Source organism: Methanomicrobium antiquum, from assembly GCF_029633915.1.
GTDB lineage: Archaea > Halobacteriota > Methanomicrobia > Methanomicrobiales > Methanomicrobiaceae > Methanomicrobium > Methanomicrobium antiquum.
Genome location: NZ_CP091092.1, coordinates 869,695 through 890,395 on the forward strand (window position 1 = coordinate 869,695; position 20,701 = coordinate 890,395).

Annotated in this window: 22 protein-coding genes and 3 tRNA genes; 15 read left to right on the forward strand and 10 right to left on the reverse strand. The window is 36.0% G+C overall.

Translation table 11 applies throughout. The features are described 5' to 3' along the window. Positions 1-125: 125 nt before the first annotated feature. Genes L1994_RS04285 through L1994_RS04295 form a run of 3 tightly spaced genes read right to left on the reverse strand, consistent with a single transcriptional unit; the run spans position 126 to position 1,576 of the window. Complete coding sequence (locus L1994_RS04285; RefSeq protein WP_278100452.1) at positions 126-749, reverse strand: hypothetical protein; 624 nt, start codon at positions 747-749, stop codon at positions 126-128. A 25-nt stretch (positions 750-774) separates the two neighbouring features. After that, positions 775-1,293 (reverse strand): ferredoxin-thioredoxin reductase catalytic domain-containing protein, encoded by a 519-nt coding sequence (locus tag L1994_RS04290; RefSeq protein WP_278100453.1) that lies wholly within the window; start codon positions 1,291-1,293, stop codon positions 775-777. After that, positions 1,286-1,576 carry a glutaredoxin family protein gene (locus tag L1994_RS04295; RefSeq protein WP_278100454.1) on the reverse strand — a complete coding sequence of 97 codons (291 nt, stop codon included), beginning with the start codon at positions 1,574-1,576 and terminating at the stop codon, positions 1,286-1,288. The genes L1994_RS04290 and L1994_RS04295 overlap by 8 nt, the downstream gene beginning before the upstream one ends. Before the next feature lie 205 nt (positions 1,577-1,781). Between L1994_RS04295 and L1994_RS04300 the strand changes: the two genes are divergently transcribed. Continuing rightward, positions 1,782-2,591, forward strand: coding sequence for a FecR family protein (locus tag L1994_RS04300; protein WP_278100455.1), 810 nt, complete (start codon positions 1,782-1,784; stop codon positions 2,589-2,591). Between the two features lie 95 nt (positions 2,592-2,686). Here the strand turns inward: L1994_RS04300 and L1994_RS04305 are convergent, their stop codons facing one another. Then, positions 2,687-3,175 carry a MogA/MoaB family molybdenum cofactor biosynthesis protein gene (locus L1994_RS04305; protein WP_278100456.1) on the reverse strand — a complete coding sequence of 163 codons (489 nt, stop codon included), beginning with the start codon at positions 3,173-3,175 and terminating at the stop codon, positions 2,687-2,689. Between the two features lie 230 nt (positions 3,176-3,405). Between L1994_RS04305 and L1994_RS04310 the strand changes: the two genes are divergently transcribed. The 6 genes from L1994_RS04310 to L1994_RS04335 all read left to right on the forward strand — a co-directional run bounded on the left by L1994_RS04310 (position 3,406) and on the right by L1994_RS04335 (position 6,787). Beyond that, positions 3,406-3,975 (forward strand): hypothetical protein, encoded by a 570-nt coding sequence (locus L1994_RS04310; RefSeq protein ID WP_278100457.1) that lies wholly within the window; start codon positions 3,406-3,408, stop codon positions 3,973-3,975. A 193-nt stretch (positions 3,976-4,168) separates the two neighbouring features. Next, a tRNA-Arg gene (locus L1994_RS04315) sits at positions 4,169-4,240 on the forward strand. A 354-nt stretch (positions 4,241-4,594) separates the two neighbouring features. Further along, positions 4,595-4,900: a hypothetical protein gene (locus L1994_RS04320; RefSeq protein WP_278100458.1), complete on the forward strand. Its 306-nt coding sequence runs from the start codon at positions 4,595-4,597 to the stop codon at positions 4,898-4,900. A gap of 133 nt (positions 4,901-5,033) precedes the next feature. Further along, positions 5,034-5,936 (forward strand): ORF6N domain-containing protein, encoded by a 903-nt coding sequence (locus tag L1994_RS04325; RefSeq protein ID WP_278100459.1) that lies wholly within the window; start codon positions 5,034-5,036, stop codon positions 5,934-5,936. Positions 5,937-6,087: 151 nt separating this feature from the next. Then, the gene (locus L1994_RS04330; RefSeq protein ID WP_278100460.1) at positions 6,088-6,327 is read left to right on the forward strand and encodes a YgjP-like metallopeptidase domain-containing protein; all 240 of its coding nucleotides are present in this window, start codon (positions 6,088-6,090) and stop codon (positions 6,325-6,327) included. Positions 6,328-6,520: 193 nt separating this feature from the next. Continuing rightward, complete coding sequence (locus tag L1994_RS04335) at positions 6,521-6,787, forward strand: hypothetical protein (RefSeq protein WP_278100461.1); 267 nt, start codon at positions 6,521-6,523, stop codon at positions 6,785-6,787. Positions 6,788-6,864: 77 nt separating this feature from the next. On the opposite strand, the gene L1994_RS04340 is transcribed toward L1994_RS04335, so the two are convergent. Both L1994_RS04340 and L1994_RS04345 read right to left on the reverse strand, forming a co-directional pair. Beyond that, positions 6,865-7,734: an SPL family radical SAM protein gene (locus tag L1994_RS04340; protein ID WP_278100462.1), complete on the reverse strand. Its 870-nt coding sequence runs from the start codon at positions 7,732-7,734 to the stop codon at positions 6,865-6,867. 201 nt (positions 7,735-7,935) lie between these two features. Continuing rightward, a tRNA-Phe gene (locus L1994_RS04345) sits at positions 7,936-8,009 on the reverse strand. A 261-nt stretch (positions 8,010-8,270) separates the two neighbouring features. On the opposite strand from L1994_RS04345, the gene L1994_RS04350 reads away from it, so the two are divergent. The 4 genes from L1994_RS04350 to L1994_RS04365 all read left to right on the forward strand — a co-directional run bounded on the left by L1994_RS04350 (position 8,271) and on the right by L1994_RS04365 (position 13,102). Then, positions 8,271-8,693, forward strand: a complete 423-nt coding sequence (locus tag L1994_RS04350; RefSeq protein ID WP_278100463.1) for a hypothetical protein — start codon at positions 8,271-8,273, stop codon at positions 8,691-8,693. Positions 8,694-8,695: 2 nt separating this feature from the next. Further along, positions 8,696-10,693, forward strand: a complete 1,998-nt coding sequence (locus L1994_RS04355; protein WP_278100464.1) for a type B DNA-directed DNA polymerase — start codon at positions 8,696-8,698, stop codon at positions 10,691-10,693. 189 nt (positions 10,694-10,882) lie between these two features. Further along, complete coding sequence (locus L1994_RS04360) at positions 10,883-12,499, forward strand: IS1634 family transposase (protein WP_278099807.1); 1,617 nt, start codon at positions 10,883-10,885, stop codon at positions 12,497-12,499. 24 nt (positions 12,500-12,523) lie between these two features. Beyond that, positions 12,524-13,102: an SOS response-associated peptidase gene (locus L1994_RS04365; protein ID WP_341275813.1), complete on the forward strand. Its 579-nt coding sequence runs from the start codon at positions 12,524-12,526 to the stop codon at positions 13,100-13,102. Between the two features lie 4 nt (positions 13,103-13,106). On the opposite strand, the gene L1994_RS04370 is transcribed toward L1994_RS04365, so the two are convergent. Next, a complete protein-coding gene (locus L1994_RS04370) occupies positions 13,107-13,634 on the reverse strand; it encodes a hypothetical protein (protein WP_278100465.1) in 528 nt (175 codons plus the stop codon). 233 nt (positions 13,635-13,867) lie between these two features. Between L1994_RS04370 and L1994_RS04375 the strand changes: the two genes are divergently transcribed. The 4 genes from L1994_RS04375 to L1994_RS04390 all read left to right on the forward strand — a co-directional run bounded on the left by L1994_RS04375 (position 13,868) and on the right by L1994_RS04390 (position 18,948). Beyond that, complete coding sequence (locus L1994_RS04375) at positions 13,868-17,005, forward strand: DEAD/DEAH box helicase (RefSeq protein ID WP_278100466.1); 3,138 nt, start codon at positions 13,868-13,870, stop codon at positions 17,003-17,005. A 51-nt stretch (positions 17,006-17,056) separates the two neighbouring features. Further along, positions 17,057-17,503, forward strand: a complete 447-nt coding sequence (locus L1994_RS04380; protein ID WP_278100467.1) for a GNAT family N-acetyltransferase — start codon at positions 17,057-17,059, stop codon at positions 17,501-17,503. 805 nt (positions 17,504-18,308) lie between these two features. Beyond that, entirely contained in the window at positions 18,309-18,560 is a 252-nt protein-coding gene (locus tag L1994_RS04385) for a hypothetical protein (protein ID WP_278100468.1), read from the forward strand. Between the two features lie 175 nt (positions 18,561-18,735). Then, positions 18,736-18,948: a hypothetical protein gene (locus L1994_RS04390; protein ID WP_278100469.1), complete on the forward strand. Its 213-nt coding sequence runs from the start codon at positions 18,736-18,738 to the stop codon at positions 18,946-18,948. On the opposite strand, the gene L1994_RS04395 is transcribed toward L1994_RS04390, so the two are convergent. The 3 genes from L1994_RS04395 to L1994_RS04405 form a co-directional block, all read right to left on the reverse strand. Continuing rightward, positions 18,943-19,254 (reverse strand): type II toxin-antitoxin system RelE family toxin, encoded by a 312-nt coding sequence (locus L1994_RS04395; protein WP_278100470.1) that lies wholly within the window; start codon positions 19,252-19,254, stop codon positions 18,943-18,945. The genes L1994_RS04390 and L1994_RS04395 overlap by 6 nt on opposite strands. A 517-nt stretch (positions 19,255-19,771) precedes the next feature. Beyond that, a tRNA-Thr gene (locus tag L1994_RS04400) sits at positions 19,772-19,843 on the reverse strand. 107 nt (positions 19,844-19,950) lie between these two features. Then, positions 19,951-20,676: a sugar phosphate isomerase/epimerase family protein gene (locus tag L1994_RS04405; protein ID WP_278100471.1), complete on the reverse strand. Its 726-nt coding sequence runs from the start codon at positions 20,674-20,676 to the stop codon at positions 19,951-19,953. Positions 20,677-20,701: the final 25 nt, after the last annotated feature.

Below are 20,701 nucleotides of genomic sequence, written 5' to 3' on the forward strand. Positions count from 1 at the left end.
ATGATTTAATTAAATAAAACTTGCGTGTTGATAGTTTTAATTAAAATTCATTTGTTATTGAAAAAAATTAATTTGCTCAAAAATAATATATGGTTTTAATTCCTCTTTTTAAATTAACTAAGTATCTATATTTGATATTGCCATAAGATTTCCCTGCATGTGCAGTGATTTCCAAGATGACAGACTGCCAGATTTTCAAAAATAAATTTGGATGGGATAAGAGGAATTTGTTTTAACTCATAAATATTTCCATTTCCGAGTGTTATGTGCGGTGAAAAGTTAATTCCTGTTGAATTTAAAAAATAATCTGATGAATATTCTATTGTGAATTTAGTAATTTTATTATTGTCGGGGTATACCATATTCTCTGAAACCCGCTTTAGATTATACTTTTGAAAAGCAGATATGATATCTTCAGAAAGATTTGAAATAACATCATCCTTTACAATATCAATTCCTGAAACAAGGGAATTATCTGATGTCTTTACGACATTAAAGTCTTTGTATCCTGCCTCCAGCGGGAGGTATTTTTTACAGATATAGTCAAGTTCATCTGATAAAGATTCCAGAGAGTCTGTTTTCACCGTTCCCATAGCAAGTGATACATGAGGAAGGCATGATTTTAAGTCCAAAACAAGTGAGTTGTCACCTGTTAAGGAGTTTAGCAGTCTGTTGATTTTAACAGCAGTTTTTGCAATATCTGGTGGCGGTATTAACACTATGTCAATTGCTTTATATTCAGAATTCACATGAAAAATTTTATTTTTAAAATATTTAGATATATTTTTCAAATCTTTCCGAATCTGCTTTGCAGATAGGACACTTTTCCGGCGGAGTGTTCCTTGCACAAAGATATCCGCAGACTTTGCATCTGAATATGGGATATTTGAGATCTAAACATTTCATACCTTTGATATTTTTGTCTTCAAAAGTTTCTGACAGGCTCTTTTCTTTTTTCATTCCTCTTCTGTCAGGAATGGGTTTTGGTGTTTTGTTATTTTTGATTACATCTTCTGATACATATAAGGCGCAATAGCAGTATCCATATTCTGTTATATCATCATCTCTGTAATCACACGGACAGATTATATCAAGGTTATTCTCCTTTTTTCCGATTGTAAGTCTGCATGGACATGATTCAAATCCATATCTCATACGGTTTGTGAGAATGCCTGATACAAGCTCTTTTACAAATTTTTCATCTGTGTTAAGATAATAGCCTGAATTTTGGGCATCTTCTTTTATCTCTTTAAAATTTTCTTCAATCATACTTTCAGAGACTATGTCAGCCATCTAAACCAATCTCCTTTCTTATTTCATCAAGCCTTGAGCCTACAATTACTTTCTTTCCATCAATAACCAATGTTGGAAATGAGCCTGCCGGATTATATTTTTTCATCTCTGAATAAACTTTTTCAAGCTCATCCTCTTCTAAAAGATCAACATATATGTAGTCATATGCAACTTCGAGGCTGTTTAGAAAATCTCTTGTTGTTTTGCAGTGTCCACAAGTACTTAATGCATAAAGTTTTAAGTCTTTCAATGATTTTCCTTCATTATGTGACCATTCAATCATATAATCCTCTTTTGCTCTAAAAAGATATAATGGGAACCCTTATTTTTTTTTGATATTACCTTCTTTTACAAATAGAAAAAAATTAATGGAGATAAAAAAGGTTAATGAAGTTAATACTGATGTTAAAACCAGGAATTTTTCCTGAGAATCATATATAATCAATTGCTTATGAATGTTTTTTATATGAGATTTATCAATCATTATTATGATATATTTATCAGGTTCTTATCGTTTAATTCTTATACTCGGAGTTATCCTGCTCTGCATTCCTTTGGCTACCGGTCAGGCGGTTTCGCAGACTACAATTCAGGTTTACACAGATGAGGATATTCTTGGCCGCATTACATCAATAACCGCAAATAATGATATTGGTGTATACTCTGTAACCATCACACGCGGGATGAGCGTTTCACCTGCACAGGTAGGAGACACTTTAAAGCACAAAGATGTCATTACCCTGCAGAAAGGCTCTTTTGCCGATATACAGCTTGTCGACAGAAGTGAAAAGACTATGCTTGGCGGAGGCACGGGCGGAACTGCGATTCTGATTGAAAAAGCAGGCGGCAGTTCTGCAAAGGCGGCAACTCCTGAAGTGACAGAATCAGAGAGTGGGAGCAGGACAGTTTATGTGGAAACAGAATATGGTGATGTCGGAAGCATAAAATTTATTGAGGGAAAAGGAAAAATCTGGAGAGGTGGTGGAAATAAACTGTCTTATCCGGCAACTGTTAGTTATCCTCTAATTGACGGTGATGTTTTGACAGTAACAGAAGGCTATGCGGTAGTCGAGCTTCATGACTCAAGAGTTTTAACTGTCAATGAGGGAGATAAACTATATCTGTATAAAAAAGAGCCTATGTCACCTGAGTCTTTTTTGGATCCGGTAATCAACCATCCACTTGTAAAGCAGGCCGGCTCATTTCTGGATGATACCTGGGAGTCATTTAAAAAACTTCTCCGGGGAGAGTCATTTGAGGTAAAAGTTCCTTCAGCAACCGCAGGTGTCAGAGGATAAATTAATTTAGAAAATTTTTCCAATATTTTTTTGCTGTTCTGCGGCTCAAATCTTTTATCAGATCTTTTTGAAAAAGAAATCTTAGTTTTTTTTGCTTATTTTCCGGCGTGTGTTAAGATATGCCTTATTTCAGGAAGTATTATCTCGTTCATTGCAAGCTTTACAGCGCCTGTTGATCCTGGGATGCAGAAGATTGCTTTTTTATCTTTTATTCCTGCGGCCGCCCTTGATAGAAGTGCTCCTGTTCCAATATCATCATAGCTTTTAAGCCTGAAGAGCTCTCCAAAGCCATCTATTTTTTTATCAAACATCGGCAATACAGTTTCAATTGTGATGTCATCGTGCGTAAGTCCTGTTCCTCCGTTTATGACGATACAGTTTGAGGATGAAAGTGCTTCATTTACGGCATCTTTAATATCTTTTTTAGAATCCGGAACAATTTTGTAGTATACAACATTTAATTTGTTCTCTGAAAATAATTTTTTTATTTCATTTCCACTTGTATCATTTGCTTCATTTCTTGTGGTTGAAACTGTTATGACTCCCGTTTTTATATCAATATCCTGTATGTGACTTGAATCCATGACTAGGTTATGTTGTTTTATAAAAAAAAGATTATTCATTTTATCTAAAGAAGCAGTATGTTTTTTTTCGAAATTATATTGTAATCTTATTGAATAATTCTGAATTAGAAAGTAAGTATCAATAATTAAATATGTAACTAACTAATGTCAAAGACATGAATAAACCATTTGGTGTTTTTTTGCTTCTTGTGTTTTTAATATTTGTAATCTTTACTTCAGGGTGTGCCAAAATGCCGGAGGACTCCTCTGTTACATCATCCTCCGGAAATGGAAACAGTATCTCTGACATTGATAAACAGACATCTACTGAATCAGTTGTTACTCTTTCAACACCTTTGCCTACAGATACTCCTAAACCGAGACCAACATTTAGTATACCGCCTTCTGATGGCATTAATGTGGAGAATAATTATTCAGTCATCTATGTTGACAAAACAGCGTTTAATTATGAAACTGTTTCATTTGATTATAATCTGATTTACCCGCCGATGGTTTTTGACTACCTGGCAAATGTCCGGACTGTGACTGAGAAAAAAGCCGGAACCAGTGAATTTGGAACCAAGAGTGATTATTCTGTTACTTACGAGACCCCAAATCCGCTTGCATTTTATGAAGTGGTAATTTATGACAGAATTACAGATGAGGTTGTGGATAAATATGAGATCCCCCGGTTTCAGAAAAAAACAGATAAAGGAAAATTTAAAGTTTTTGAATCAGGCGATTATCATATTGAAATAACCGGAAATCTTGCAACGATTGAGACTGTCATTAGTGTACCGCCTCAAAATCTTGAAGTATGATTTTTAAATTGTCATATCATTTTATCTGAATTTAATTTTAATTTTCAAATAAATTCTTAAATTTAAAAATAAACATCATATTTAGAGAAATTAAATTATCATCGTGTCCACTCAATCTAATTTAAACAGATATATATGTGATTAGATCTAATTTATTTAAGCACAGAAGGCATTGGTTCTTCTTTGTTTGCAGGTCCCGGTAGGGTAGTGGATATCCTAGAAGCCTGCGGAGCTTTTGACCCGGGTTCAAGTCCCGGCCGGGGCGTTTTTGTTTTATTGGGTTCAAAGCCCTAACTTTTCCAAATTGCTAATATTGGCTTTTTTTCATAATTTGATAATTAACGACTTTCACGAACAAACTTTTTTTAATGATTTATTCAGCATTATAGGCCTTAGCTATGATCTGATTTAATTTTTAATGGATATACACTATGATCTTTTTTCAAATCCGGGTCCAAAGCCCGGAAAAAATTTGAGAAATCTTCTGTTCAAATCTCTAAAAGTATATGAAAATTTATTTTAATAAAATTCTTAACCTATCCAGAATATATCCAAAATCATTGTTATCATCAAATCGTCACAGGGCGTCTGAAACAGATCAAAAAAGATCCCGATGCCGATGAAGAAAGGGATTGCACTTTCAAACAAGGAATCCGATGCAAAAGCGGCTGTAAAATCAGCGGAAGAGGCGCTTTACACAAAGGTTGTTGAAAAATACAGGTCGCTTTCAGAAGACGAGGTAAAGACGCTTGTTGTTGACGATAAATGGGCGGCATCGCTCTGTTCGGATATCAAATCAGAACTAGACCGCGTATCACAGAGATTTACGGGAAGAATAAAAGAACTTTCTGACCGGTATGAAACACCCTTCCGGAGATCGAGGCAGAGGTCGAAGCACTCAGCGCAAAGGTGGATGAACACTTAAAAAGGATGGGATTTGACTGGTAATTGGCATACTTTTCAGATTTGATTTTATAAAATTATCATTTGTGCGACAGCCTGTTGCACAATTTAATCCGGAAATTGAGCCTGAAATATTTCATAAAATGGTGGATTGAATGAGTGAAAGAGGTCTGGTGAATACCGGCAGGGATGCAATCCAAAATAAGATTTACACAATAAGAAATGTCCAGGTAATGCTGGACAGTGACCTTGCCAAAATATACGGAGTTGAAACAAGGTCTTTCAATCAGGCTGTAAAGAGAAATATAGAAAGATTTCCTGAGAGATTCAGGTTCCGGCTTACAGAAGAGGAGTATGAAAACTTGAGGTCACAATTTGTGATCTCAAGTGACGGTCATGGCGGGAGGCGTTATCTCCCGTATGCTTTTACGGAACAGGGAGTTTCGATGCTTTCTGCTGTTCTCCACAGCAATACCGCAGTTGAGGTGAGCATAAAGATAATAGATGCTTTCGTTCAGATGCGGCATTTCATAAAGAGTAATGCCGAATTCTTTTCACGTCTTGAATCTGTTGAAAAACGGCAGATGAGGTTTGAGATCGAAACTGCGGAAAATTTCGGGAAGATTTTCAGTGCTCTAAAAAGCGGGGAGAAAAGCCAAAAGCAGGGAGTTTTCTTTGACGGTGAGCTATTTGACGCCTATACTTTTGTCTCAGACCTGATAAGAAGTGCAGAGAGTTCCGTTTTTTTAGTAGATAATTTCGTTGATGACACAGTGCTTCTTATGCTTTCAAAAAGAAAAGAGGGTGTAAGTGCCACCGTTTATACGCATAATATCACCCCTCAGCTCAAACTTGACCTTAGAAAGCACAATTCCCAGTATCCGCCTGTTGAAGTAAAAAGAATGACCGTCTCCCATGACCGTTTCCTGATTCTCGACAAAGAGGAGATCTATCATCTCGGCGCCTCCCTAAAAGACTTAGGGAAGAAATGGTTTGCCTTTTCAAAGATGGATAAAGACGGCTTAAAGATTATCGACAGGCTGGAGGATTTGGGATGAGCAGTGAAGCGGTAAAGGCAGGATACAGGAAGACCGAGGTTGGGGTGATCCCGGAGGGTTGGGAGGTAAAAAAGATTATTGATATCTTCCACTAATAGAAAAATGGGAGTCTCTTGTCGGTGTTGAAGTCTCCGACTGGGGTGTAAAAAAGATGAAGACAAAATGGGGAAGCTGCAATACAGGAGCAGGCAGAATCTGGGTCAACCTTGAACTTGCAAAAAAACCTCCCCTTTGCCTTGAATATATTATTGTGTATGAAATGGTGCATCTTCTTGAAAGGCATCATAATGATAATTTCAGGCAATTAATGGACCATTTCATGCCACAATGGAAATTATATCGGGACGAGTTGAATAAGTCGCCTTTAGCTCATGAAAACTGGGATTATTGAAATAAATACTACAAAACTATTTCATCTATAATTAATATAAGTAGTAATATGGCCCAAATATGCCAGGATTACAATAAAAAACCAAAATAATCGTTATTGAATTTGACAGTTGGAACATATTTGTATGATGTGGCAAACTTAGGTTTTAAACAAAATCCCATAATTTATAGTTACGGGAAGGTTAACTTATATTATGAGTCAGTTTAAAAAGGCATCTGAAATTGACAAAAGTAATAAAAGAGCTTTTTTTCCTGAAATTCGGGATGTAATCATCAGTTATCTCAAAAACAGCATACATCCTGTAACAGTTACCGGAACAATCATTGAGCTGAACAAATACGGCCTTAATCCTTCTAGAAATATTGTGAAAAGATATTTTGATGATCTTGAAAAAGCCGGAGTTGTAACTGTAAGGCTTAACGGGAATGTCTATGAATTTACTTTAATCAAAAAAGAATGATTTTTTTAAATCCGGATTAACTTTTCAAAAAAGTACTTTCTGAAAAAACGTTTTCTGAATATACACAAGCAGCGCTTTTAGAAATATCCGACAAGGCTTTTTTGCCTTTTATCCTCATAGGTATTAAGATAAGAAAATACCGCATCCCTGTCGCAGACAATGCTTTCTTTTTTGCATACATCATGCAGAATTTTTGCAAGACGGCTATTGTGCGGGCTTAATATCTCATAGCTGTTCCCGTAATTTATCTGATAGATTTCTTTTAGTCCGGGGAAGTGCTCATCTAATTTTTCGTAAAAATACTCTCTGCTACCCGGCCTTAATGTAAGTCCTGCGCCAAAAAAGAGCACTCCGTAAACTTCTGCCTCTTTGCATAAGCCGAGCAGGCCGCGTATATTTTCTTCAGTGTCATTGATGTATGGAAGAATCGGGCAGAGCCAGACAACTGTTGGTATATTGTTCTCTTTTAAGGTATCTAAAAGTTCAAAGCGTTTTTGTGTTGTACAAACTCCGGGCTCAAGAATTTTGCACAAATCGTTGTCAGATGTTGTAAGAGTCACCTGCACAACACATTTGGAATTTTCGTTGATTTTTATTAAGAGATCCAGATCCCTTAATATTCTGTCTGATTTTGTAAGGATGCTTAAGCCAAAGTCAAATTTTTCAATAATTTCCAGACATCTTCTTGTGATTTTAAGTTCTGATTCCTCAGGAATGTATGGATCGCACATTGAGCCTGTCCCAATCATGCATCTTTTCCTGCGGCTTCTCAGCTCTTTTTCAAGAAGTGCCGGAGCATTTATTTTTACTGCCACATCAGAAAAATCGTGGCCCATATTATAGCAGTCGCTTCTGGAATCGCAGTATATGCACCCGTGTGTGCATCCGCGAAAGACGTTCATTCCGTTTTTTTTAGACAAAAGGCTTTTGGCTTTTATAAAATGCATTTTCTGTTATCAGTATATTGATTGCCTGGCATAATTTTATTCTGCCTGAAAAATATCATCCTGAAAAAATAAAATATCGCAGAATTTGATTAAATTGAAATATAATAAAAATGCTAACTTTTTAAAAAAATATTCATGAAACTAATTTTTCATGTAAATCACAAAGTGATTATCATGGTAAATGATAAAACAGTTATTTTATGCCTCAACCCGGATTTGAACCGGGGACAACCAGATCTTCAGTCTGGCGCTCTCCCAGGCTGAGCTATTGAGGCACTCAAATCGTTATCATTTGAGCAACTAATATTGGCCATACATACTAATAAATGATTTGATTTTGTTTTAATATTGTGCGTTCCCTGTCGGGATAATATATATTAACATATCAAATTCACTTTCACACCGCATCCGCATCACTATTATACACGCTGACAATGCAAGCATAAGTTCACATGGTGCAATACAATATCCGGAAAATATCAATATTCAAAAACAGGTTCAACCTTATTAATGCAAATGAGGAAATACTGGTACCTTTGCTCGAATCGCTCCTAAACAATGAAAAAAGAGTGTCCTGTCTTTATATATGCGGAATTTATCCAAGAATACTTCCTCTGCTTTGCCGTGAAAATCCTTTTTATCTGAGGCGTGCGGCAAATCCCTATCAGATTCTTACAATTTTAAGTGAGGTCTGTCAGAATATGGTAATAATAGAGCACGACCCTTCAGTCTTTGAAGATGCAGAAGATGTTGCAAAAGAGATTGGAAAGCGTTGCTGTGAAATCAGCAAATATTCGACAGTAATCTATTTCTGGCCGTATCCTGACAGAATTATAAGAACCCATATTGAGAGAGAGGCAGAGAGAATTACTTTCATCATCTGTGAGCGAATGAAAAAAAAGTGCCTCAAATCTCATATTCTCGATTCCGGCCAGACGACATTTGAGAGGAACTGGTAACAATGCCTAAGGGATGGTTATTTGATATTTCTCATGAAAATGACGGACTTTGTCTATGGGTTAAGCAGGGTGGTTTTGTAAAACAATATCATAAGGAATACAAAAACAGTTTTTTTATGTGCCTTCCGGAAGGCTTTGACAGCAGCGGTCTGATGACTGATGCTGAGGCAGATAAACTTGCAAAAAAAGAGACCTTTAGGACAATCTATGGTGAATGCCGGGGCTGGAGAATTCACTCTGATAAAAATTTTGCACTGGAATTGGAGAAAAAAACCCGTTATTATGCTGAATTTTATAATCTGGATGTTCGCATTGAACAAAAATACCTTGCAGAGAACAATCTCTCACTTTGCAAAAATGTGGATGAAGAGACTTTTTCTGCGGATTCAAAAAGTCCTCTTACTGAGATTACTGTCGCTGTTGCCGGCAAACCATATTCTGATAAAGAGATGAAAGGAATTTCAATAGAATGTAGAGGTGAAATCGAAAAAGAGTCCGGTGAGGACCTGGATCTTTGCAAATTTCTCATATCGGCAGTATCAGAATATGATCCTGATGTAATTTTGTTTGACAACGCTGACGGCTGGATGCAGAAAATATGCTCGGTTGCAAGGGAAAATCAGATATTTAACAGTTTAAGCCGGACAGGAATTTTCAGACCCTTAAAGAGCAGGTCATATTTTTCATACGGCAGAATGGAGTACAAACCGTCTGCAATGATACCTTGTGGCAGAATAATTATTGATTCTGCCCGGAATTTTATGTACAGGCAGGGAGGAATGTCCGGAATATTTCTTGCATCACGCCTCACAGGAATTTCTCCAAATCTTACTGCCAGGTTTACTCCCGGAACTGTTGTATCAAACTATGAGGTTTTTGAAGCGCTTAAGAAAAACATCTGTGTACCTTTTAGAAAATCAGACGCAGAAATGATGCGAATCTCCGATGAAGTGAGAATTGATTATCGCGGAGGTTTGATTCTTCAGCCAAAGCCGGCAGTATATGAATGTGTCAGTCAGCTTGATTTTACATCTTTTTACCCTTCAATTATTGTAAAATACAATCTTTCTCCTGAAACGATGCAGAATCCTTCAATAGAGGGTTTCCTGCCGTCTGTAATAGGCCCTCTTCTCGATTTCAGAGTCCAGACCAAGGAGGCTAAGAAAACAGACGATTCTTTTGCCGGAATGGATGCGATGCTCAAGTGGATGCTTGTCACATGCTTTGGTTATACAGGATATAAAAACGCAAAATTCGGACGGATAGAACTTCATGAAAAGATTACAACAATAGCTACTGAAATTTTGACAGATGTCTGCAAAATATCAGAATCCTTTGGTTTTGAGGTTTTACACGGCATTGTTGACTGTGTCTGGGTTAAAGGCGGCGATACAAAACCGCTGAAATGTACAATTGTTGAAAAATACAAAATTCCCATTGAAACAGAATGTTATGACTGGATCTGTTTTCTTCCGCAAAAAGACGGTTCCGGTTCATACACAAGCTATTATGGGAGACTTTGTTCCGGGAAGATGAAAATTCGTGGAATCTGTGCAAGGCGAAAGGACATACCTTTGTATGTCAGAAATATGCAGAATGAGATGATAAATCTCATTAGCAAAGCCAAAAACAAAGAAGAGATTCTTCTGTTTGAAGATGATATAAGAGGGATTTACAACAATTTTTATGAGTCACTGCCCGATGCACCGGTTTCTGAATTTTTAGTAAGAAAAAGGATGGGGCGTTGTGAATACTCAAAAAATTGTATATCTGCGGCTGTAATTGAGATGTATAAAAAATCCGGCGCTCAGATATCTCCGGGGATGGATGCAAATTTTGTTGTCAGGGATGCGGTCCGGCATATTACAGACCCTGAGTGGAATATCCGTGGGATTGATGTTTCCTATTACAGAAAACTTCTTGATAAAGCGGCTGATGAAATTTTCTTTTTGTTTTCGTCAATAAAAAAAGAGGAAAAATATTTTCCCTTAAAGCATTAAAATGAAAATTTATGTGCGGAAGATTTGCCCTTTATAATGTGGAATTGTTCTCTGAGATGTTTGGGGTTTATAATCCCCTTCCGCAGATAAATCTCTCATATAATATAGCCGACCATCCGCACTAAAAATCCACACATTTCACAATATTCGACCGCAAGATCCTTGTACTTTGAGGGAATAACCTATAATATGCCCTTCATTGACGGTTTTGATGACGAATCAATCCTTTCCGTTGGCCATCTTGGCATCGTAGCCGGAGCCTACGACTCTCTTGGTATCGCGAATATAATCGACAATGCAATACCCAAGACCCGAAACCATAATCTCACCCATTCTCAGGCCGTGAAAGCTATGGTGATCAATGGTCTTGGATTCATCGAACGCCGTCTTTATCTTTTTCCGGAATTTTTTGATGATATTGCCGTTGAAAGACTATTTGGGGAGGGAATTTCCCGAGAACAGATAAATGATGATGTATTAGGCAGAACACTGGATGCTATTGCAGAATATGGTCCAACTGAGTTATTCAACGATATCGTAGCAAATTGCCTTATTCCAACAGAATATGGCTCGCATTGCATTCACGTCGATACCACTAACTTTAGTGTGACAGGCGAATACGAATCCGATTTCAACACAGAAGGAATTCAGATTACCTACGGTCATCCGAAGGATGGCCGATGGGATCTCAAGCGTTTTGTCCTTGGCATGGCATCAAATCAGCATGGTGTACCATTATTTCTCCAGACTTTTTCCGGGAATGAATCGGATAAAGAGACACTCCGAATCATTATTGAAAAACTTCAGAACAGTCTCAAATCAGGCGAAAAAGTCTATCATGTAGCTGATGCTGCATTTTATACCGAAAAAAATCTCCAGACTTTAGGTCAGCACACTTTCTGGATTAGTCGTGTACCGGTTATCATTAAAGAGGCTAAGGAACTGGTCAAATCAGATTGTCAGTTCATACCGTGCGATGATAATCGCTATTCATATAGTGAATCTTTCAGTGAATATGCAGGAATCAGACAGAAATGGGTGATGTACCATTCAAAACCAATGCATGAACAACAGAGTAAAACGTTTGATAAGAATCTGGTAAAAGAACTGGAAAAAGCCAAAACATCTCTTCGAAAAGTCTGTGCACAGGAATATGCATGTGAACCTGACGCACGCATTGCAGCAGAGAAATGGTTAGAAAAAAATCATAAGTATCAGTTTAGCGAGCTTGAAATTCTCATGATTCAAAGGAAAGAAGAGAAAAAACGAGGTAGACCAAAAGCCGGTGAACCATTAGTTAATTCATATAAGATTACTGCTGATATCGAATACAATGACAGCGTAGTCGAGCAGGAACGCCAAAATCTTGGACGTTTTGTTCTGGCAACGAATGACACTGAGATGTCTGCCGATGAATTGCTCAGGAATTATAAAGCTCAAGGAACAGTTGAGAGAGGATTTAGGTTCCTGAAAGACAAGTCGTTCCGGGTTGCTGAGGTCTATTTAAAGAAAAATTCGCGGATTCAGGCTTTGGCTATGATCATGGTATTGTGTCTTTTTATTTACTCTATGACTGAGTTTCGGCTGAGAAAGATGCTGGTACAGTCTGGTGAAACAGTCACCAGCCAGACAAAAAAGCAGACACAAAGACCGGCATTGAAATGGACATTTTTCCTGTTCAGGAGGGTGAGGGAGTTCTCATTTGTTGAGGGTGATAAAAGAATAAAACGAATTACAAATCTGAATGATGAATTGAAAAAGATATTGCGGTTATTGGGGGGAGAGTATGAAAAATACTATTGTTGAAGAAATACCTGCGGAAAGTCGGATATAGCGCCGGGAGAAGAGATTTGCGCTGTCTGTGGCGGAGCTGAAAATTATGCTGTTAATGCAAACTGGGGCATTAAGAGAGAGAAAAAATCCGGTTCAAAGAACCTTTTGGAATATTTCATGATAAACACAAGAGATGATACCTTAATTGATAGTGAGTATTTTCTGAGAAATAAAACGACCGGAAGATGCCTGATTCCTGCAAACGGTTTTTATGAGTGGGATAATAAAGGAAAAAGGAAAACGCCGTATTATGTGCATATAAGAGAAAGCCCGCTTTTTGCTTTTGCAGGCGTTTATGAAACTTCTTCTGCTTCTTTGGATTTGTCTTATTCCTGCAGTATCATAACAACTGATGCAAATGAGGCTTTGAGCGGTATTCATGACAGAATGCCTGTGATACTTGACAAAAATGATTCAATGAACTGGATAAATCCGGATTTTGACGAATATCTTTCTTTACTAAAACCGTATCCTGCGGAAAAAACTGTCTGTTATGCTGTTGGAAACAGTGTTGGAAGTGTTGAAAATGATGGAGCTTATCTTATAAAACCTGTTTATGAGAACAAATGGTGGTAAATTTTTACATGAAGTCTGCAATTGTTCTCTGCCGTTTTACATAACATCCTGTTGTTATATCTTTGAAGATAAAATCCCCGTCTTTATTTGAATTTTTGTCCTCAACAATCAAAACCCTGTCAGCCCATTCACAAAGAATTTTTAAGTTTTCATCCATTATAGGTGATATCATAAGGTACCTGGCGTTTGAGCTTTCTGCAAGTTTTTTTAATTCACTACCTGTATTTTCAATAACGGCCTGATTTACGTTGAAAGTATATCTGTTGTATTCTATTATCGCAAGCGCGGGTCTGATTCTTTTTAGGCGTGAAATTATCTGGTCCGGATAATCACACTGAAAAAGACCGAGTCTGTTGTGGAAAACCTTCAGATTTTGATAAAGTTCAGTGTTTTTATCTGTTAAGTAAACTGCCCGCTTATCTTCACCGGAGACTGCTCTGCCTATTGCCGGAAGAATTGTGCTTTTAGGAGCTGATATTATGTTAAAAACACCTTTTTCTTCGACATATACATAATTTGGAACATATATCATTGTTTTTCTGATGCGTCTTTTTTTGATATAATCAATTTGCGCATGGTGTGAAAGTGTGATTAAAAAAATAATGTTTTGAAAGCCTCCGGATTTTCAGAAGGTGATTTTAGAAGGCATTAGAATTTCTGGTAATTACCAGTTAATTTTCTCAATGAGCTGAAAAAAGAATAATAAACTTTTACTGTTTTGTTTTTCCGGCAGGTTTTTCTTAGAGCCGGGCAATTTTTTATTATATGCCGCTTCCGGATGGGATTTATGAGCAGATTATTAACAGTTACATCAACAATAAACTTCGATCACCAGATTTTGAGTCAAAATCAATTGAAACTAACAACATCGACAAAGAAGAATCCCAGACGGTTTTATCAGAATATCTATATCATATAATTAAAAATTCTTTGAGATTTGCTAAAGAAAAAGGAGCAAACCTTGAAAAACAGATTGAAATCTGTAACAATATAATCCAATACCTCAAAACAGAGACAAATGAGGATTTTTTAAATCAGTGTGCAATAGAAAAAGATGGAGAAATTCTTCTCTCAATTTTTGATAAATTAAATTATCCATCAATTGGGCAAAAGCGGATAGTAAGACCAGAGACATCAATTGCACAAAGCAGTCTTTTCACAGGCTCAGGACTTGAGCCAAATATGGTAAATGAGCTTCAGCTTGAGATTGAGTCATCTGATAGAATTGACATTTTAGTTTCTTTTGTTAAATGGAGTGGAATCAGACTCATTAAAGATCAACTGACTGAGTTTTCCAAAAAAGGCAGATTAAGAGTAATAACAACATCATATATCGGTGCAACAGACCTAAAAGCAGTTGAATTTTTAGCTTCACTTGACAATACCGAAGTTAAAATTTCTTATGATACAAAAAGAACAAGGCTTCATGCAAAAGCCTACACATTTTATCGGGACAGTGGTTTTTCAACATCATATATCGGCTCATCAAATCTTTCAAACTCAGCGATTACAATCGGTCTTGAATGGAATGTTAAAGTAACTCAAAAAGATGCTTATGATATTATTCAAAAAGTAGAGGCAACTTTTGAATCATATTGGAATGATCCAGAATTTAAGACATACACTTCAAAAGATGCACAATATCTTCAAAATGCACTCTTAAGTGAGAGAGGCATTAGAGAGAATCAGGATATTGCAATTTTTGATATAACACCTTATGACTTTCAAAAAGAAATTTTGGATAAACTTTCAGCAGAAAGAAAGATCCATAATAATTGGAAAAATCTCATTGTATCTGCAACAGGTACAGGAAAAACAGTAATTTCTGCATTTGACTATAAAAATTTCAAAAAAGAACTTAAAAGAGTTCCAAGACTTCTTTTTGTCGCACATCGTGAAGAGATTTTAAAGCAGAGTGTTTCTGTATTTCGAGGAGTCTTAAAAGACTCAAATTTTGGCGAACTTCTTACAGGAAATTTCAAACCAGAAAAATTAGACAATCTTTTCATATCTATTCAGAGTTTTAACAGCAATAATTTGCCAGAATATACACCTTCTGATTATTATGATATGATTATTGTTGATGAATTTCATCATGCTGCCGCACCATCATATCAAAAACTTCTCTCATATTACAATCCAAAAATTCTTCTCGGTCTTACTGCAACGCCGGAGAGAATGGATAATTTAGATATTTTATCATATTTCAATGGAAAAATTTCTGCTGAGATAAGACTTCCTGAGGCAATTGATAGAAAATTACTCTCTCCATTTCATTATTTTGGAATCTCTGATAGTGTTGATTTAGACTCAATTTCATGGAAACGTGGCGGATATGACAGAGATGAGTTGTCCAAACTATACACTGGAAATAAAGAACGTGTAGCACAGATAATTCACGCAATTGATACATATATAACAGACAAAACTGAGATTGTTGGACTTGGGTTTTGTGTTAGTATTGAACATGCAAATTTTATGGCAGATTCTTTTAACAAAGCCGGGATTTCTTCTGCATCACTTCATTCAAACAGTCCTATGGATGAGAGAAACACAATTCAGCGAAAGCTTGTTTCAAAAGAGATTAATTTTATTTTTGTCGTAGATTTATACAACGAAGGCGTTGACATTCCAGAAGTAAATACTGTTTTATTCCTTCGACCAACTGAGAGTTTAACAGTATTTTTACAACAATTTGGAAGAGGTCTTCGACTCTCTGAGGAGAAGGAATGCTTAACTGTTCTTGACTTTGTTGGTCGCCAGAATATTCATTTCAAGTTTGAAAAGCGTCTTTTAGCAATTACAAAAAAGAATAAAGTTTCAATAAAAAAACAGGTTGAAGACGATATATTTTCTCTTCCAAAGGGTTGTTATATTCATCTTGAGAGAGTTGCACGTGAAAAAGTGCTTGAAAACATAAAAGTTCAAAGTAATAATCGCAATCATCTAATTGAACTTGCAAAAAGTTATGAATTTGAAACCGGTGAGAAGATTTCACTTGCCGGTTTTGTAAGTTATCATGACATTGCTTTGGATGAAATTTATTCAAAGACAACTTTTATTGAGATATGTTCTCTTGCAGGACTAAAAGACGGATTAGAACAAAAGGAAAATGAATTCTTAAAAAAGTCAGCCTTAAAATTAACAGACATTGATTCTGCTGAGTTAATCAAATTTTCATTAGAGCTTTTTGAAAATACAGAAAAATATTTACTTAAGGTATTGTCAGATTATCAAAAAAATATGCTTACAATGCTTTATTATTCATTTTATAACTCGCCACTAAACAATTACAATAAAATTTCAGACATTTTCCCTGAGATCTTTGGTAGTGAAAAAATTAAATCAGAAATCATTGAAATCTTAAAATTAAAGTATGAAAGAATTGATTTCATTGACAAACCTCTTGATTTAGATTTAAAAGCTCCATTATTTTTGCATTGCAGTTATACAAGAAACCAGATTTTTTCTGCTCTTGGTCATTTTACCTTAAATGAAACACCATCTCATGGTCAGCGTGAAGGTGTGATTTATTTAAAAGATAAAAAATTAGACGTTTTTTTTATTACATTGAATAAGACTGAAAAGCAGTATTCTCCTTCAACGATGTATGAAGATTATGCAATAAATGAAAGGCTCTTTCACTGGCAGTCTCAAAGTACAACATCTGATAAATCTCCAACAGGGATAAGATACATAAATCACGAAAGTGAAAAAAGCAATATTCTTCTCTTTGTAAGAGAGTCAAAATCAATTAATAATCGCGCACAGCCCTACATTTGTCTTGGAACAGCTCGTTATGTAAGCCACACCGGAAGTCGTCCAATGAACATTATATGGAGTCTTGATGAGGAAATTCCTGCGAAAATTTTAAAGTCTGCAAGAAAGATGATTGACGGATAAAAAAAAACCCAAAAATTAAATTTCCCAAAAAAACAAAAGGAAATGTCTCAAATGGAATTTGTGAAAATTGCTGACAGCGATAAAAAAAATTACATGGAGCTTTTGCTTATCGCCGATGAGCAGGAGGATATGATAGAGAAATATCTCTGTCGCGGCGATATGTTCGCCCTTATAGATGATGGTGTAAAAGCGGTCTGCGTTGTAACAGAGGAGAAGCCCGGTGTTTATGAAATAAAAAATATCGTTACTGTTCCAAAATTTCAGCGCAAAGGCTACGGACTGCGCCTGATGTCATTTATTGTTGATTACTACAAAAACTCCGGCGGCGAGCTGTATGTTGGAACAGGTGACTGCCCTTTTATACTTCGCTTCTACGAAAGATGCGGATTTGAAAAATCACACATTGTCAAAAACTTTTTCATAGACAATTACAATCACCCGATGCATGAAAACGGAAAACAGCTTGTGGACATGATTTATCTGAAAAGAAATCTGTAAAATAAATATATGTCACATATATGGAACTTACATGGGTTTGCGTTGACCATAGAATCCTTGTTCAGGCAGATAATTCGCTGATATAGATCAGGATAAAGCATGTATTTCCATGCCGGGATTATTACAATCTCCTTTCCTGATATTTCTTCAAGACCACTGGTATTCATTGTCAGGATGAAACCTTTCTTTAGTTTATATTCATTTAATGCGTCAAGAAGTCCATTTACTTCTCTTGTTGTAAGATTACATCTGAGAGTTGATCTTTATCCATGTCTTAGGTTCTTATTGGGTTTTCATTTATATGACTGTTCTTCCATAAAGAACAGTATTGATACCTGGCGGGTCACCTATAAAGAACGGTTTGAAATTTCATAGTATTTGGGGGAAGAGGAAATCTCCTTCTTTTCCTAACCGAAGGGCTGTAGCCCTTTCGAAACCTGAGGGCGACCTTTGGTCACCTTACCCTGGTCACTTTAATTCTGATAAGTCACTCGTCGGGATGGGCAAGCATCCTTCGTCTCCAATATAAACTCATGGATTTAAGAAATATTCAGATAAAGTATAACTTAAATGGCCCTCCAAATCGGCTAAAAACCTCATTTTTCCAATCCATACAGAAGCCCTGTATTGGACGAACTCTTCCTTTCCCTATGCAAACATCGTCTGAAAAGAGGGGGCAATAACATGCCGTTATATCTTTAATCTCTATCGTTTGAAAATCCCAAAAAGGCCATTTCGAGGCTCTTTTCATCAGGATATCTGAACTTTCCAAAAGAGGAGAAAATAAGGGCATATCGGGCTTTATTTGGCTCGGTTAAATGCCGAATACGAAAAAAAATTAAGAGATTATCTCTCGCGTGAAGATTGTCCTTATAGCAGTCAGGCAGATTTTCTAAGTAACTTAATCATTAATTTCTTTGCAGAGGAAGAAGCAAAAGCGCGCCAAAAAGAGATATTAATTGATTTTATTAAGAATGATTCTGATATTGCCGCCGCGATTTTAGAGCGTGCAATAGTTTTGCTTTCTCAGGATTTGAATCTGGAAAAGAAGCCTTAATTTGATCATCAAAACATCCGGCTTTAATTAAATTAACTAATAATTGTTTACTTCCCATCATTATTGACCAGATACACGTATTTTTTTTAAATATAGCATTTTTCCGGTGCGGTATGAAAGTGATCTGTATCGACCGCAAAAAATATTTGATTATAAACAATAGATAAAAGGGTACATGCAGACAATTGAGATATCAGATAAACTGTATAAGGAGATCCTCGCACACAAACAGGGTCAGGAATCTATAAGCAAGGTTATAGAGCGGAATTTTAAGCCGGAAAAATCACAACTTGAAAATGATATAAATAAATTGGATGCTGAAATCAGGGCAAGCAGGAAATCAAAGAAATACACGTCTGCACAAGTCAAGAAAGAATTAGGGTTATAAATCGATTTGTGAATAATTTTGATGTGCTGCTTCATAACCTATAATTTTATGAATCTCAACCCACTTTTCCCTTTCACCTTCAATAGTATAAAGTACTGTAAATTTCCGCTGAATATGCAATCTATGTGTATTCTCTTTACCTTTAAGCTTCTTCTTATTGCATTGACTGATCGAATCAAACAGATGTTCACCAAGACAAAATTCGATCTTGTCTATCATTTTTGAAATATAACTCTTATCACCACGTTTTATGGCTTTCATATTTTTCAATGCCATTTCTGTATAAATTATTTCATATCTTCCCATTATTACCCTCTTAAATAATAGTATAGAAGCGTTACAATAATTTTCTATTGGACAAAAACCTTCTAAAGATACAATCAGCCACCACAATAACAAGCCCTTGAGTTACTACGTATTAATTCAATGTAATCTTCTGAAACTATCAATTTATGATAGTGACGTGCTAAAAGTGATATGCCAGTGATTTTCATCAGTCAAATCTCCATTTTTTAGCGGTTAAATTTGGAACTATTCTTTTATCACGTGAGCTATTATAATAATTATCTCATCCCAAAAACAGGGTTTTTGTGCGCATGTGTCCGGACATGTCCGGACAGGAGAAAAGAGAAATGGAAAAGAGAGAAAAAGCAAAAAAAACAAAAATACAGCGAATTAGAAAAAGATTACATTTGACCATAAATCCAGAGAATTATGAATATATAAAAAAATAATGGCTTAAACGCTTCCAGATTAGTAGATACTGTCTTAAATGAACTCCAAACGAAAACTAAAAGAGAATTGGTTTTTATTTGCGAAAATAAGCCTCAAGCGGGAGTTGAACCCGCGACCTCGTCCTTACCAAGGACGCGCTATGCCACTAAGCCACTGAGGCACAATTTAGATTGCATTATAAAGTCGATGTAAAACATATAAAATCTTAACTAAATAATCACAACGAAAAATTTAGTTGTGTTGCTTATTCGTTCAGAAAAATAAAACTTATATCTTCTTCATTTCCTTCTTTAAGAGATTAACGCTTCTAATTGCACTGTCAAGTGTGTCTGTCTCAATTATCGGACATCTGCCCGACTCTGCTATTTTTTTAAACACTGGCGCAAAATCAATATTGCCGTCACCGATTGCAAGATGTGAATCTAAAAAACCTTCATTATCATGGAGATGGAAATGAGAAATATCGTGTTTTAAAAATTCATTTAAACAATTGTTTGTATTTGCATGACCAACATCTAAGGCAAGGGGAAAACCTGAGATCAAAGATAGCTCTTCCGGCGTCTTGAGAAAGAAAAAATCCCATTTTGGCATATTCTCAATAAAAACTTTGGTCGAATATTCTTTTGAAAATTCAATAATCTCAATAAGTGACTTCTGAAGCTGAAAAGCACAGATGTCTCTTTCATCAGCCCATCCAAAATAACCTGGATGAACTATAATTCCCTGTGCATCAACTTCAGATCCAATTGAAACACAATGCCTTATAACTTCCACACTTGCTTTTCTTATTGGCTCCAGGTGCGATGAAATATTCACTCCGCGTGAAGGGGCGTGTAGAAAATATTTGAATGAAAAAGATTTCAGAATTTCAGATGAATCAAGAAAATGTGGTCCGTCATCCATCACTTCGACAACAGACGTTAAATCGGCAAGAATTGAAAGGGCAGAATTCAGGGGTTTATTGATAAGACAATTGGTTGAAACGCCAAACATTATTCTTATTTAAGAGAGAACTTTT

Coding starts and splice junctions, on each gene's coding strand:
- L1994_RS04290 (WP_278100453.1), bottom strand. CDS start 1,293: ATGGCTGACATAGTCTCTGAAAGTATGATTGAAGAAAATTTTAAAGAG.
- L1994_RS04295 (WP_278100454.1), bottom strand. CDS start 1,576: ATGATTGAATGGTCACATAATGAAGGAAAATCATTGAAAGACTTAAAA.
- L1994_RS04300 (WP_278100455.1), top strand. CDS start 1,782: ATGATATATTTATCAGGTTCTTATCGTTTAATTCTTATACTCGGAGTT.
- L1994_RS04305 (WP_278100456.1), bottom strand. CDS start 3,175: ATGGATTCAAGTCACATACAGGATATTGATATAAAAACGGGAGTCATA.
- L1994_RS04310 (WP_278100457.1), top strand. CDS start 3,406: ATGCCGGAGGACTCCTCTGTTACATCATCCTCCGGAAATGGAAACAGT.
- L1994_RS04320 (WP_278100458.1), top strand. CDS start 4,595: ATGAAGAAAGGGATTGCACTTTCAAACAAGGAATCCGATGCAAAAGCG.
- L1994_RS04325 (WP_278100459.1), top strand. CDS start 5,034: ATGAGTGAAAGAGGTCTGGTGAATACCGGCAGGGATGCAATCCAAAAT.
- L1994_RS04330 (WP_278100460.1), top strand. CDS start 6,088: ATGAAGACAAAATGGGGAAGCTGCAATACAGGAGCAGGCAGAATCTGG.
- L1994_RS04335 (WP_278100461.1), top strand. CDS start 6,521: ATGAGTCAGTTTAAAAAGGCATCTGAAATTGACAAAAGTAATAAAAGA.
- L1994_RS04340 (WP_278100462.1), bottom strand. CDS start 7,734: ATGCATTTTATAAAAGCCAAAAGCCTTTTGTCTAAAAAAAACGGAATG.
- L1994_RS04355 (WP_278100464.1), top strand. CDS start 8,696: ATGCCTAAGGGATGGTTATTTGATATTTCTCATGAAAATGACGGACTT.
- L1994_RS04360 (WP_278099807.1), top strand. CDS start 10,883: ATGCCCTTCATTGACGGTTTTGATGACGAATCAATCCTTTCCGTTGGC.
- L1994_RS04370 (WP_278100465.1), bottom strand. CDS start 13,634: ATGATATATGTTCCAAATTATGTATATGTCGAAGAAAAAGGTGTTTTT.
- L1994_RS04375 (WP_278100466.1), top strand. CDS start 13,868: ATGCCGCTTCCGGATGGGATTTATGAGCAGATTATTAACAGTTACATC.
- L1994_RS04380 (WP_278100467.1), top strand. CDS start 17,057: ATGGAATTTGTGAAAATTGCTGACAGCGATAAAAAAAATTACATGGAG.
- L1994_RS04390 (WP_278100469.1), top strand. CDS start 18,736: ATGCAGACAATTGAGATATCAGATAAACTGTATAAGGAGATCCTCGCA.
- L1994_RS04395 (WP_278100470.1), bottom strand. CDS start 19,254: ATGGGAAGATATGAAATAATTTATACAGAAATGGCATTGAAAAATATG.
- L1994_RS04405 (WP_278100471.1), bottom strand. CDS start 20,676: ATGTTTGGCGTTTCAACCAATTGTCTTATCAATAAACCCCTGAATTCT.